The 13,393-nt window shown below is 64.2% G+C and carries 11 protein-coding genes; all 11 read right to left on the bottom strand.

The window, feature by feature from the left end:
- Nucleotides 1-657: 657 nt before the first annotated feature.
- A complete protein-coding gene (locus ACDC66_RS02565) occupies nucleotides 658-2,427 on the bottom strand; it encodes a choice-of-anchor D domain-containing protein (RefSeq protein WP_376695103.1) in 1,770 nt (589 codons plus the stop codon).
- Between the two features lie 98 nt (nucleotides 2,428-2,525).
- Entirely contained in the window at nucleotides 2,526-3,293 is a 768-nt protein-coding gene (xth, locus tag ACDC66_RS02570) for an exodeoxyribonuclease III (RefSeq protein ID WP_376695104.1), read from the bottom strand.
- Between the two features lie 38 nt (nucleotides 3,294-3,331).
- On the bottom strand, nucleotides 3,332-3,994 hold the full coding sequence (locus ACDC66_RS02575) for a polysaccharide deacetylase family protein (protein WP_376695105.1): 663 nt from the start codon (nucleotides 3,992-3,994) through the stop codon (nucleotides 3,332-3,334).
- The gene (locus ACDC66_RS02580) at nucleotides 3,984-5,078 is read right to left on the bottom strand and encodes a glycosyltransferase (RefSeq protein WP_376695106.1); all 1,095 of its coding nucleotides are present in this window, start codon (nucleotides 5,076-5,078) and stop codon (nucleotides 3,984-3,986) included. The genes ACDC66_RS02575 and ACDC66_RS02580 overlap by 11 nt, the downstream gene beginning before the upstream one ends.
- On the bottom strand, nucleotides 5,071-6,249 hold the full coding sequence (locus ACDC66_RS02585; protein WP_376695107.1) for a sulfotransferase: 1,179 nt from the start codon (nucleotides 6,247-6,249) through the stop codon (nucleotides 5,071-5,073). The genes ACDC66_RS02580 and ACDC66_RS02585 overlap by 8 nt, the downstream gene beginning before the upstream one ends.
- Before the next feature lie 6 nt (nucleotides 6,250-6,255).
- A complete protein-coding gene (locus ACDC66_RS02590) occupies nucleotides 6,256-6,918 on the bottom strand; it encodes a lysophospholipid acyltransferase family protein (RefSeq protein WP_376695108.1) in 663 nt (220 codons plus the stop codon).
- 46 nt (nucleotides 6,919-6,964) lie between these two features.
- Nucleotides 6,965-9,742: a M16 family metallopeptidase gene (locus tag ACDC66_RS02595; protein WP_376695109.1), complete on the bottom strand. Its 2,778-nt coding sequence runs from the start codon at nucleotides 9,740-9,742 to the stop codon at nucleotides 6,965-6,967.
- A 111-nt stretch (nucleotides 9,743-9,853) separates the two neighbouring features.
- On the bottom strand, nucleotides 9,854-10,468 hold the full coding sequence (msrA, locus tag ACDC66_RS02600; RefSeq protein WP_376695110.1) for a peptide-methionine (S)-S-oxide reductase MsrA: 615 nt from the start codon (nucleotides 10,466-10,468) through the stop codon (nucleotides 9,854-9,856).
- Entirely contained in the window at nucleotides 10,465-11,022 is a 558-nt protein-coding gene (gene msrB / locus ACDC66_RS02605; RefSeq protein ID WP_376695111.1) for a peptide-methionine (R)-S-oxide reductase MsrB, read from the bottom strand. Before msrB ends, msrA begins: the two co-directional genes overlap by 4 nt.
- A gap of 260 nt (nucleotides 11,023-11,282) precedes the next feature.
- Nucleotides 11,283-12,569: a magnesium transporter gene (locus ACDC66_RS02610; protein ID WP_376695112.1), complete on the bottom strand. Its 1,287-nt coding sequence runs from the start codon at nucleotides 12,567-12,569 to the stop codon at nucleotides 11,283-11,285.
- Nucleotides 12,566-13,390, bottom strand: coding sequence for a CBS domain-containing protein (locus tag ACDC66_RS02615; protein ID WP_376695113.1), 825 nt, complete (start codon nucleotides 13,388-13,390; stop codon nucleotides 12,566-12,568). The genes ACDC66_RS02610 and ACDC66_RS02615 overlap by 4 nt, the downstream gene beginning before the upstream one ends.
- Between the last annotated feature and the right edge of the window lie 3 nt (nucleotides 13,391-13,393).

Genomic DNA, 13,393 nt, shown 5'->3' on the forward strand with positions numbered 1-13,393 from the left:
CTAACTTCGCTCCTGCTCCGTCTAGACACTTGGTGTCTTCGACGTCCCTTGGGCGTAATCTGCATTCTGACGGCCCGACCTCGATCAACCCGGCTTTGGCTGTGCCATTGGAGATGACGTCAGGTGAATGCGCCCTGGCTTCAAACCCTTAGCACGGACGTCGAAGCCTCGCTTTCGAGGTCGTGAGGCTGGGTGCGGGCCAGTCCAATCGGACGTCGTAAGCCCGCCTGTGTCTCAGAGATTTCAAACGAAACCCCAGACAAAATACTGAAGCCGCTCCCCGGTGGGACTCCCGAAACGAGTCCGCCATCTTTTCAGCGCGCTTTTGGCTACTTTTTTCGCGCGAGAAAAAAGTTGCTCGCCGCAAGAGCTTGCGAAGCAAGCCGGGCGAAACAGCAGTTGACTTGTCGGGGCCACCACTGCGTGCAGCGGTAAAGAACAACCTAGCGCCAGGTAACCGGACGCCTCATAGAAACATCCTGCGGAGCAGGCGGGCGGAACCGCTTTTGACTTTGATTTGTCGAGGCCAGCCAACCCGGCGGTAGCAAAACACTGCCCAGCGGCACAGGCATCAACGAGCCAGCCTGCTGGGCAAGCGCAACGGGCGCATGATCACCGGCCGCCCGTGGCGGCGCGGTTGGGCGTTTGCGTTTTCGGTCAGCCTCTAGCGTGCTGTCGATGCCATCGCCGTGTGATCGCAAGTATCGACAGGATCAGCAGCACCGCGAAGGGCAGGCCCAGCGTGGGCACCGGAAGCGGCGCCGGACTGGTGCCGCGCAGGCCGACACGATCCGGACTGGAGGGCGAATTGCTGAAGATCAGAATCTCGCCAGTAAACGATCCGGACCATGATGTCGGCGACATCCTTGCCTCGATCATGCAGCTTTCCCCGGGTGCGATCGTGGCCGGTAGCGGGTAACAGCTGCCGCCGGTGATCTCGAACGGTGGTTGGGGGTTGTCGATGTCGTCGATGACCAGGTCGGCGTCTCCGGCATTGCTGATCGTGATCGACCGGGGTTCACTGGACGTGCCGAATGCCTGCTCCCCGAAATCGACGTTGTCGAGGCTCAGGACTGTTTCCGCCTGCGTGCCGTTGCCTTGCAGTTCGAATTGGTGAGGCCCGTCGGGAGCGTTGCTCTTGAGCGCGATTGACTGGGAAGCCTCTCCAGTTGCCGCGGGGCTGAAGCTGTAGCCGAGCGTGCAGGTGGCGCCCGGGGTCAGTGTGAACGGTGCGCTTCCGCAGGTGCCGTCGGCTGCGGCGAACGGCGCGATTGGTGACGTTGCGCTTTCGACTCGTAGCTCGGCGTCTCCGCTGTTCTCGATGGAGACGCTGATTGGGCTGCTTCCGGTTCCGACTTCCTGATTACCGAAATCGAGCACGCCCGGGTCGAGCACCAGGCCGGCCTGGATGCCGTTGCCCTGCAGCTGAATCTCGTGCGGCGCATCCGGTGCATTGCTCTCGAGCGTAACGGTCTCGGTTGCGGGTCCGGGTGCATCGGGGGAGAAGGTATATTCGAGCGTACAACTGCTGCCCGCCGGCAGACTGAACGGCGGTGTGGCGCAACTGCCATCGGCTGTGGAGAACGACGCGCCCGCGGCGCTGATGCTGTCCACTTCGAGATCCGCGGGGCCGCCGTTCTCCAGCAAGATGCTAAGTGGGTCGCTGGTGGTACCGACTTCCCGGTTGCCGAAATCGAGGGAATCCGGGGTCAGCCCGATCGACGGGTAGCACTGGGCCAGGTCGGTCTCGGAAAATGCGATCTCCGTGGACCCGCGCACCTCTGCACTGCCGGGGTGGAGTGCCGCTGCCGCCGCCGCGAACGCCTGATGGAGCGTAATCGTTTCCCCGATCGAAGTCAGAAAGACCCCCGATTCCTCTCCATCCAGACTATTGCCTTCGGTAACTTCCGCTGGGCCGAACGCAAGCGGCATCTCCACACCGTTCACCTCGATGCCGCCGGGGCCGGTGACATCGACACTATAGTCGTAGCTTCCGGGAGGCGGATCGAGACTGGCGGAGGCTTCCGCCAGCGGATTCTGGCCACCGATGATGGCGCCCGCGGCTGCCTGACCCGAGGCGGTCACGGACAGACTGTGTTCGTGCGCATACTGATAGCAGACCGGGTCACCCACAACCTCGCCTTCGTCTGCTTCGATCTCCCAAATGCCGATTTGCTCGGACTCCAGCGTACTGGCTATTTCCGGGGAGGCTTCAGAAGTTTCGATGTTGACTTCGAAATCAATCGAAAAGAGGACATCGTCGGGATTGGCTCTCATCGAATCCTGACCGGGCGCCGGCTCGTGCTGTCCGTTACGGATCAGTTCGGACCGATGATCGATGAGCTTGAGCGTGGCAGCTTGGGCGCTACCTGCGAGCGCAGCGGCGGCGATGACCGGCAGCAGGGCCGGTACGATTCGAAACGTCATGGTGATGTTCCCCCTGTTCTCGATTGTTTTTCTGGTAACCGCCGGCGGCAGTTGCAAAAAGTCTAGCACCACCCTGGCGTGATGTCTCCCGGCGCCAGTCAGAGAGAAAACTCGGCGACCACCGGTGCATGATCGCTGGGCCGTTCGTTTTTGCGCGGCTCCTTGTCCACGTAGCTGGTCGTGCAGGTCATCTTCAGGGCGTCGGAACAAAGCACCAGGTCGATGCGCAGACCTAGGCCGCGGCGGAAAGCCGCGGCGCGGTAGTCCCACCATGAAAACGTGTCTTCAGGCTGTTCGAACAGGCGGAAACTGTCGTGCAGGCCGAGATCGAGCATGGCCTTGAGCGCGTCGCGCTCGGGTGTCGAGCAGAGTATCTTTTCGTGCCAGGCCTCGGGGTCGTGCACGTCGCGATCGTCCGGGGCAATGTTGAAATCTCCCATCACGACGAGTTTGTCGTGGCGGGTGAGCTCGTCGGCGATCCACTTGCGGACCGCCTCCAGCCAGGCCAGCTTGTAGTCGTATTTGTCGGAGCCGACTTCCTTGCCGTTGACCACGTAGAGATTGATGACGCGCACGTTGCCGACGGTGCCGGCGATGACGCGCTTTTGTTCGTCGGGAAAGTCGGGGATCTCGGTCATGACGTCGAGTGGTTGCTCGCGCGCGAGCAGCGCGACGCCGTTGTAGGTCGGCTGGCCGGCGTAGGCGACGTGATAACCGGCTTCCTCGATGGCCTCGACCGGGAAGTTCTCGTCGGTCAGCTTGGTCTCCTGCAGCCCGAGCACGTCCGGGTGCTGGTGTTCCAGCCATTCGAGCACCTGCGGCAGGCGCACCTTGAGTGAATTGAGGTTCCAGCTTGCGATTTTCATGGGGCAAAAGTGTACCCGATCATGTGTTCAGAGACTCCCTAGTGACCGCAGCGTTTCAGAGTCGCTTCCAGATCCCCGGCCAGGGGTAGCCGATGGTCGTTAGGGTGCAGGGCCACGCGTAACGGCAGCCGGCGGGCGAGCAGGCGATTGAATGCATTGGAGACTTTCAGTACCGGCCCTTGCCACGCGCTGGCGGCCTCGAATCCGATCAGGGCGCTGCGTCGGAATTGGCCGGTAGCGACGTCGAGATAGCCGCTCATGGTTTCAACGCGAGCGAATCCGGTCGGCCGGATTTCGGCGGCGGTCACCGGCCCCAGCGCCCAGGCCGGTGGCACATAAAGCTCCGGTGCGGGCAGATTATGGTCGTCGAACCATTGCTGATTGCGCGTCATCAGATCGATGATTTCTGAGGATGTCAGGGCCAGGTGCTCGGCGCAGTCGCGCGAGATGAACAGGCTATGCAGTCGGTGCTTGAGCCCGCGGATGTGGCGGGCGCGGTGTGCCCAGCCGTGGCCGGCGAGCGGATGGCCCTCCACCGCCCAGGCGCGCAAACGGTCCAGGGCCGAATCCGTCCACTCCTTGCCGGGCACGACCAATAGCGTGACCGGGCCCGGACAATGCCGTTCGATCAGCTCGAGTTGTTCGGCCACCCGATCGAGCGTTTCGGGCATGACGTCGTGGATGGAGATGTCAGGCCGCACGGGCCACCTCGACCAAGGTCTCGAGCCAGGCCCGCCGGCCTTCATCCCGGATGGCGGCGTAGGCGGCCACGCCTTGATCGGCCCGCGCATGCCGCTCTTCCTTTGGTAATTCGACCAGGGCGTCCAGGGCACGCACCATGGCGTCGGAATGGTCCGGGTCGAAGCGATACAGCACCGGATCGAGCTGCGGCCATTCGCCGATGCCGCAGTGCGTCGACACCAGCGCGGGCCGGGCGCAGGCAATGGCTTCCAGCGCCACCGTACCGAAGGATTCGACATCCGACGGCAGGACCAGCGCGTCGTGTTCGGCCAGCAAGTCCGGTATGGATTCTCGCCGGACCCAGCCGAGGTGGCGGATGTTTTCGTGCTCGCGCGCGGCGGCTGCGACAGTCTCGGTGAGCGGGCCCTGGCCGGCGAAGCTGAACGTGAGCCCGGGGCGCCTGGCCGCGGCATCGAGCAGGCGATCGATGCGTTTTTCGGCGGCCAGGCGGCCGACGAAGAGAATCTTTTCCACCGGGCCGGACTTTGGTTCCGGCGAACGGTCGAAGCGCCCCGGCAGCAGGGTGGCCGCCAGTTCGGCACGGCGCGCGCCCAGATTCCTGGCCAGTTCCACCATGCTGCCGGAATGGGCCAGCGTCAGGGCGGCGCGCTCGAACAGCTTGCGGTTGCGCGATTCCAGGTAGCGCGTCGCCACGGCGGTCATCAGGCGGCCCCAGTAGAGTTCGCTGAGCGCCTCGAAGTGGGTGTGGAAGCCGTAGATGAAGGGAATGCCGCGGCGTCGCGCGAGCCTCGCGCCGGTCATGCCGTAGGGGCCGGGCGTGGCGATGATGACGATATGGGGCTTGAGTCGGTCAAAGTCGCGCGCCATGCGCCAGCCGGCCGGCAGTGCGGCTTGCTGTGTCCTGTCGCCGGGCAGCGGAAAGCTTATCAGGGGTTTCGGACCGTGCCCGGGGGCGATCAGTTCGATGGCTTCGACCGAGTCGCCGATTTGCTCGATCAGGTCGCCGTAATAGGAACCCACGCCGTTGCGCTCGATCGCCGCGTCGCAGCAGATCAACACGCGCAGTCGGTCGGCGTCAGTCACGGGAGGCGAATCGGTCGCGGCTGAAGTCATGACGGGCAAGGATATCGGCAAATTGCTCTTTCAGCCATGCCGGGTCGAGCTTGCTGTCGCTGAGCTCGTGTTTGTGCGCTGAGCGGTGCTGTCGCGACTCCTGCGCGCGAGCTTGCAGCCGCTTCGCGAACGACGGGGCGGGATCGACCTGAAGCCGGTCCAGGGTCTGCGTGACGGCCGCTTCGAGATGCGCCCGGATTTCGACATTGTTGAGCAGGGCGATGCGATCGGCCGGCAGGCGGTCGGCCTTCTCGAACAGGTTGTCGAAGTAGAAGGCGAACAGTTCGGCGAAATGTTCGTTGAAGCGTTGCGGCGCGCCATCGCTGGCGAAGAATCGCAGTGAGTCGGAAAGGGTGCTCAGCTGCGAGGACAGCGCGCGTTCGGGTTCGCGCAGGCAGACGATGAATCGAGCATCGGGGAAGGTTTGCGACAGGCTGCCGACCATGCCGGCGAAGGAGGCGTTCTTCGACAGGAAACGGTGCTCCTGGCCGTGTACATACAGGTGACGCTGAACGGTGCGGTGGTAGTAATCGAGCTGCCTTCTCCGGAAGTGGACATCGTCATCGGTGTCCAGCCGGGCCATGCGCCACAGGTCCGGGCTGTCGGGGAACAGCACGACCAGCACGAAGCAGGTCATCGGCGGCAGCAGGCAGAAGAAGTCTTCCTCGGGCTGGTCGAGACGCACCGGGTGGGTGTCCTCGAAGCCGCCGGTCAGGCGCCGGGTGAGGAAATCGACCAGACGGCCCAGTGGACGGCCCACGCGCGCGTCGAGGCGGCCGATCCCGCGCCAGAGTTTGCGCCACGTCACTGACAGGGCGAAGAAGCATTCCCAGGTCGAAAAAGTGGTGGTGCGTTTGTCTTCGGCCAGCACGCCGTGAAGAAAGGTCGTGCCGCTGCGGGGTACGCCGACGACGAATAGCGGCCGTTCCACTGAAACTTTCCGGTAGCCGCGAAACAGGATCTCGTCGAGCGCCAGGCCGAGCCAGTGATACAGATTGAGCAGGAAAAGCCCGGGGATGACCAGCAGCATGATCAGGGCGCGGCGAAGCGAGCGGCGGCCCATGCCGTTGGCCGGTGGCCGGAGCGCGCGTGCGCCCAGGCGCAGAAGCCGCCATTGCGATTGAAGGAACAGCCGCCCCATGGCCAGTCAATCGAGGCCCGGCAGCATTTCCCGGGCTTCGTGTCGGCAGCGGTTGATGGCGTCTTCGAGCTGCTGCGTCATCTGCGGCGAGCGGGCGTCGCCTTCGCGGTCGACGACGATCGGCTCGCCCCAGTAGATCAGGACCTTCGCGAACGGGGTTGGCAGGTCCGTCAGATCCCAGGAGCGATGCAGCGGAATGTGGCGGCTGCAGGCCATGGCGCAGGGAAAAACCGGCAGGCCGGTCACCCGGGCCAGTTCCAGCACACCGGGTTTGGCCTTGTGGACCGGGCCTCGCGGGCCGTCGACAGCAATCACCGGAGACCAGCCCTGGCGCGCCAGGCGCATCAGGCCGCGCAGGGCGCGGGAACCGCCGCGGCTGGAGGAGCCCCGGGTCGTGGCGAAGCCGGACTTGCGCAGGACGTAATCGAGCAGTTCGCCGTCCTTGCTGTGGGAAGCCATCACGGCCAAGTGATAGAAGCGGCCGAAGCAAACCAGGCCAAGCTCGTCACCGTGCCACATGGCAACCACGAATGGCTGCCCGCTTTCAAGGCGCTCGACCAGGGCGGGCGGCTCGTGACGGCGCAGCCGCCAGCTTGCGCTCAAGATGCGGTAAACGCCGAAGATCAGGCGTGGAAGAATCGTGCGGCGAAACATGATGCTGCGCATCATACCCCGGGGCACCCGCTCGGACAGCGGGCACCCCGGAGTTCCTTTTTTACTCTTCGGAATCCTCTTCCGCGGATTCGTCGGAATCGTCCTCGAAGTCGCCGGCCACGGCGTAACTGAGTTTCTCCGGTGAGAGGTGCTCCCGTGCGGCTTCACTGACGTCCTCGGCGGTCAACTCGCTGACTTTCTGCTCGAATTCCGCCCGATAGAACATGTCGCGATCGAGATAGAGATGGTTGTTGAGCAGCGACATCAACTGGCCGTCGTCGCTTCTGGCCAGTTCGAGTTGCTGCAGATAGCCGCGCCGGGCCTTGGCGACTTCTTCTTCGTCGAAGCCGTTTTCGACGGCATCGTTGAGTTCCTCGAACAGCACTTCGACCAGGCGCTCGCGGTTTTCGGGCGCATACATGGCGTAGACGAAGAACGAACCCCGCTCGTCGATGCTGTCGGCATTGACGCTGCCGCCGACGCCGTAGCTCAGCCCTTCGGTGTCGCGAATGCGATCGGCCAGGCGGGAATTGAGGAAACCGCCGCCGAGCAGGTGGCCGGCCAGCGACAGGGCGGGATAGTCCGGATGATCGTCGCTCATCGGGATGGGCTGGGTGCCCAGCAGGCCGGCATTGGCCTTGTCGTCGAGCTGTGCCTCGAGCGCGGCCTGTTCCGGCTCGTGGTAGGGACGATCGTAGCGTTCGAAGGCAATCTCCTGCGACCATTCGCCGAACAGGGATTCCAGCTGACCGCGCAATTCGTCGGCATCGAAATCGCCGACGAAACTGATGGTCGTGCCCGGCCCGAAGCCGTAGAAGCGATCGTGGAAGTCTATGAGTTGTTCGCGCTTGACCGACTCGATTCGTGCTTCCGCCTCGTCCCAGCTCGGCGTGTATTCGGGATGTTCAGGTGGATGCTGATTGGCATGGCGGTTAAGCAGGCGGGAGGCGACCGACATCGGGTTGTCGCTGGCCTGGTCGAGCTGCGTCAACTGCTGGCGCCGCAGCTCCTCGAGCTCCGAGGGTTTGAAGGTCGGGTTACGCAGTACGTCGGCGGTCAAGTTCAGCAATTCGCCGAGATTCTCCCGCGTGCTTTCCATGCTGGCGGACACGCTGTTGCCGCCGCCGATCGACAGGGTCGACTGCAGTTCGCTGACGCGGTCGCGGATTGCCTGGCGGTCGTGGTTCTCCGAGCCGCGCATGAGCATGCTGGCGGTCATGCCGGGCACGTTGTCCAGGCCGGTCAGGGTCTCGAGCGTGCCCATGCGTGTGACGATGCGGCCCTGGACGCGGTCACCCCGCGTTTCCTTGGGCAGCAGAACCACCTGGGCGCCGTTGGGCAGTTCGAAGCGGACCAGTCGCTCTTCGATGTTATCGGCCGTGGGGTCGAAGGATTCGCCCTGGCTTTGGCCTTCACCGCCTTCGTAGTCGGCGAGCAGCTTCTCCGCCTCCGGCGCTTCGGGGATTTCCGCGCGCTGCGGATCGTCCTCGGGGAGGAACTGGCCGATGGTGCGGTTGTCGCGGACCAGGTAGGTGTTGGCCACGCGCACGACGTCGTCGACCGTGACTTCGTCGAGACGGTCACGGTTGAGGAACATCAACCGCCAGTCGCCGGTCGCGGCCCATTCACTGAGCTCGATGCCGACGCGGTTGGAATCGTTGAGAGCGACTTCGACGTTGCGCTTGAGCGCGTTCGCCGCCCGTTCGACCTCTTCCTGCGTCGGCGGATTCTCCTCGAGGGCGTCCACGGTTTCGATCATCGCCTTGCGTGCAGCGGACAGGTCGTCATCCTTGTCGACCTGCGCGTACGTCATCAACAGGGCGGGCTCGCCCAGCGATAGCGTGTAGGTGCCAACCTGGCTGGCGAGTTCCTCGACGACCAGCGCCTGGTGCAGGCGACCCGAGGGTGCTTCACCGAGCACGTGGGAGAGCACCTGAATGGCGGCGAAATCCTCGTGCACCGCCGACGGGATGTGCCAGGCGCCCATCACGGACTGGAACTCGCCCGAGCGACGCACGTTGACGCTGCGTTCGCCATCCTGGGTCGGCTCGCGGGTATAGGTGGGCCAGAGTTTCATGTCGCCGGTGCGCTCGGGCGCGGGGATGGCGCCGAACTCCTCCTCGACCAGGGCAAGGGCCTTGTCCGTTTCGAAGTTGCCCGAAAGAATCAGCATGGCGTTGTCGGGCTGGTAGTAGCGGCGATAGAAATCCTGCAGGCGCTCGACCGGCACGTTCTCGATATCGGCGCGGGCGCCGATGGTCGAACGTCCGTAGCCGTGCCACATGTAGGCGGTGGCCATGACGCGCTGCATCAGCACGCGGAACGGACTGGTCTCGCCGATCTCGAATTCGTTGCGCACCACCGTCATTTCCGATTCCAGGTCCTCGCCGTCGATCAGGGAATTGACCATGCGGTCAGCTTCCATGCGCAGGGCCCATTCGAGGTTTTCCTCGCCGGCCGGCAGGGTCTGGTAGTAATTGGTGCGGTCGTACCAGGTGGTGCCGTTGGCCCGGCCGCCACGCTCGGAAATCTCGGCCTTGATGTCCTGGTGGTCGGGCGTGCCGTAGAACAACATGTGCTCGAGCAGGTGGGCCATGCCCGTCTCGCCGTAGCTCTCGTGCTTGGAGCCGACGAAGTAGGTGATGTTGGCGGTGGTCGTCGGCCGGCTGCGATCGGGCATCAGAAGTACTTTCATGCCGTTGTCGAGCCGGTACTCAGTGATGCCTTCGACGCTGGCGACGTGCTCGATGCCTTCCGCCTCGGCGGCGGCAAGCACGGGCAGGGCGGCCAGCATCAGCGCAAAAAGAAGTCGTCTGCAGTTACACGCAAGCTGCTGCATGGGGGTGCTCCGTCGTATTGGGGTTGTATTGCTTGGTCGACCATCATGCCGTAACGGCCGAGGAATCGAGTGTGACAAAAGTCACGCATTGTGCCGGAATGGTCTTTGTAGTCAATTGCCCGCGTTCTCGCCCCAGACTTCCTCGAGCCGCTCGTCGCGCCCGCAGCGCCAGCGGTAGTACTTGTAGCGAACCGAGTTCTTCTCGTAGTAGTTCTGGTGATAGGCCTCGGCCGGGTAGAAGGCCTCGAAAGGTTCGATGGTGACCTCGATGGGCTGCTCGAATCGTGACTGCCGGGCCTCCAGGCTCTCTTGCGCAAGTTGTTCCTGGCGCTCGTCGTGCGCGAAGATTGCCGGGCGGTAACTTTCGCCGCGGTCGCAGAACTGACCGCCGCCGTCGAAGGGGTCGACGTTGGGCCAGTAGATGTCCAGCAATTGCTGGTAATCGACCTTTTCCGGGTCGTAGACCACCTGGACGACCTCCAGGTGCCCGGTGCCGCCCTGTACGACCTGCTTGTAGGTAGGATTCTCGACGTCTCCGCCGCTGAATCCGGAGATCGTCTCGACAACGCCGTCGACCTCATCATAGGGCGGTTCCATGCACCAGAAACAGCCGCCGGCGAAGGTCGCGCGCGCGAGCTCGTCGTCTTGCTGAGCGAAGGCCGGGCCGGCGTACAGCGCTCCGGCGACGATGATCGCGGTCAGGGCGGGGAAGCGGCCGAGGTTCATGACGTCCTCATCTCCGGAAGATCTTCACCCTCAGGCACGAACTCCAGCGCCACCCCGTTGTTGCACCAGCGTTGTCCGGTCGGTTCGGGGCCGTCGTCGAACACGTGCCCCTGGTGGCCGCCGCAGCGCGCACAGTGGTACTCGGTACGCGGCCAGATGAGGCGGAAGTCCTTCTTGGTGTCCATGTGATCGGGATGGATCGGCTGGTAGAAGCTGGGCCAGCCGGTGCCGGATTCGTACTTGTGCTCGCTCGAGAACAGCGGCAGGAAACAGCCGGCGCAGATGAAGGTGCCGGCGCGTTTTTCGTCGTTGAGCGCGCTGCTGCCGGCGCGCTCGGTGCCTTCTCGGCGCAGCACCCGGTACTCGTCGGCGTCGAGAATCTCGCGCCAGCGCGCGTCACCCAGATCGAGCGGTTCGAACGACATCGGTATCGAAGTCATGGCCTCTCCTGCGAAACTGCGAATGGACAGGCCGCCCAGCCAGAGCAGCGGCAGCGAACCCGCCGCCAAACCCAGCAGGCGCCTGCGCGAACGATTGCGGATTCGAGATTCCATATCCGCATTGGATCAGATTTTGTGTCAGTAGTTCGTCAATGCGCTTTGCTCGCTTCAAACAAGACCTCTCGCAAAGGCGCAAAGGGCGCAAAGGGAAAAACAATTCATGTCAATTCATGGGGTTCCAGAAAGTCAGGTTGTCCTTTTCCATTCCCTGGGCTTTCCTATGCGTTCTTTGCGCCTTGGCGACTTTGCGAGAAACCTTTCCGAGGTCAGGCCTGCCATTCGCCGCCCGCCGGAAATATCCACGAGCCGGAGTGCTACAGCATGAACGCCAGCAGCATCGCGGTGCCGAGAAACGAGAAGAAGCCGGCCACATCGGTGATGGTGGTCAGGATGATTGACGAGGCGGTGGCCGGGTCCTGACCCAGCCGGGTCAGTACCATCGGTACCAGTGCGCCGGCGATGCCGGCGGCGAGCATGGACATGATCATCGCCACGGCGATGACCAGCGCCAGCCCGAGGCTCTGGCTCCAGACGAAAACGGCCAGACCGCAGGTGACCGCCAGCGCCAGGCCGTTGAACAGGCCGACCATGATTTCCTTGTTCAGCACCGAGCGCCATTGGCGGATGCCGACCTCGCGCAGCGCCAGGCCGCGCATGGTCACCGCCAGGGCCTGGGCCCCGGCGTTGCCGGACTGTCCGGCCACGACGGGAAGCAGCACGGCCAGCGCGGTGAACTGGGCGATCAGGTTTTCGAACAGGCCGACCACCGAGGCGGCGAGAAACGCAGTGAGCAGGTTGATGTGCAGCCAAGGCAGCCGACGCCGGATGGCGAAGCCGGGCAGCGACAAGGCGCGTTCCTCGGGGCTGACACCGACCATCTTCTGGATGTCGGCGGAAGCGACGTCCTCGATGGCGTGGAACAGGCTGCGATAGCGCACCACGCCGGCTAGCCGGCCGTCGGCGTCGACGACCGGCACCGAGTCCTTGCGAGAGCGCTCGAGTAACTCCACCAGCTCTTCGCGGTTGGTCTGGATGGTGACGGTCTCCCCGGCCGGTTGCACGTATTCGCGCACCGGCTCGTCCGGTCCTGCCAGCGCCAGGTCCTGGATATCGACGCGGCCGGCCAGCCGGGAGTCGGGCGTTACCACAAACAGCGATCGCAGCCCCCGGACTGGTGAATCCTGCAGGCGCTTGAGCGCCTTGCCAACGGTCATGTCCGCCTTGACGGTGAGAAACGATCGGTCCATCAGTCGCCCCGCCGACTCGTCGGGGAACGACATCAGTCGCTCCAGGTCATTTCTGCTCGTCGGGGTCACCGCGGCGAGCAGTTCGTCGCGCTCGCTCGCGGGCAGTTGTGCCAGGACGGTGATCGCGAGCCTGGGTGCGGCCCGCTCGAGGATTTCCAGCCCTGACTCGCGCGGCAGGCTGGTAAACACGGCCAGTGCCTTGGGCGGGCTTAGATATTCCATGGCCACGGCGAGGGCGGTGGGATCAAGATCGGCAACGATCGGTTCGAGATGGTCCTCCGGGAGGGCCTCGAGTTCCTCGGCCGCGACAACCGGGTGGCGTCGGACAAACTCGTTTTCGATGCCGGTGCTCATCGTCGAGTCCCCGGCATGCCGAAAAGATCGCCCAGGCAGATGCCCATGATTCGGAAATACTGCCTGGCCAGGTCGCTGATGCCATCGGCCAGTCCCGGATCCGACCGATGCGCCGTACCCAGTTTCGCCATCAGCCGGGCACGGGTAATCGAGCCGAGCAGGTGGCCCAGCTCGTCGACGACCGGCAATTCAGCTTGTTCGAGCCACTCGCTGAAGTCACGCGCGCCGGCGAGTGTCGTCTCGGCGCGCAGCGGCTTGATGCTGACGAGGAATTCCCTGAGACGAGAACGGTCCGACCGCGCCGCCAGCGCCCGACCCAGGTCGAGCCGGCCCAGGTAGTGGCCCTCGTCATCGACCAGCCAGACAATCCGCTCGATTTCGGACTCGTCGCCGCGCATCAGTTCCACGGCTTCGCCCAATTGCATGTCGGCATCGAGGCGCATCGCCGCCGGATTGAGCGACGCACCCACGGTGTCGGCCGGAAAGATCACGAGCCGTCGTAGTACGCGACGGGTACGTCGGCCAGGCAGGGCATCCAGGATGCGGGTGCGGCGGCCGGCATCGACGTGCAGCAGAATCGCCAGCGCGTGATCCAGCCCGGCGGCACCGAGCCAGGCCGCAATGCGTTCGTCGGCCTGGCCGGCAAGTACGCGGATGCCGATACCGTGGGGCAGGCGGGCGATCACGGCAGCGGCGACTTGATCGGGAAGTCCGTCGAGGGTGTGCGCCGTCTCTTCGCCGCCGCGCTGGGCGAGCTGGGATGCCACTTCAGCGGGATACCGGCGTGCGTAGGCGAGTTTCAGCGGATTGGCCGGTGTCATTGC

The sequence above is a fragment of the Wenzhouxiangella psychrophila genome (assembly GCF_042310375.1).
Classification (GTDB): domain Bacteria; phylum Pseudomonadota; class Gammaproteobacteria; order Xanthomonadales; family Wenzhouxiangellaceae; genus Wenzhouxiangella.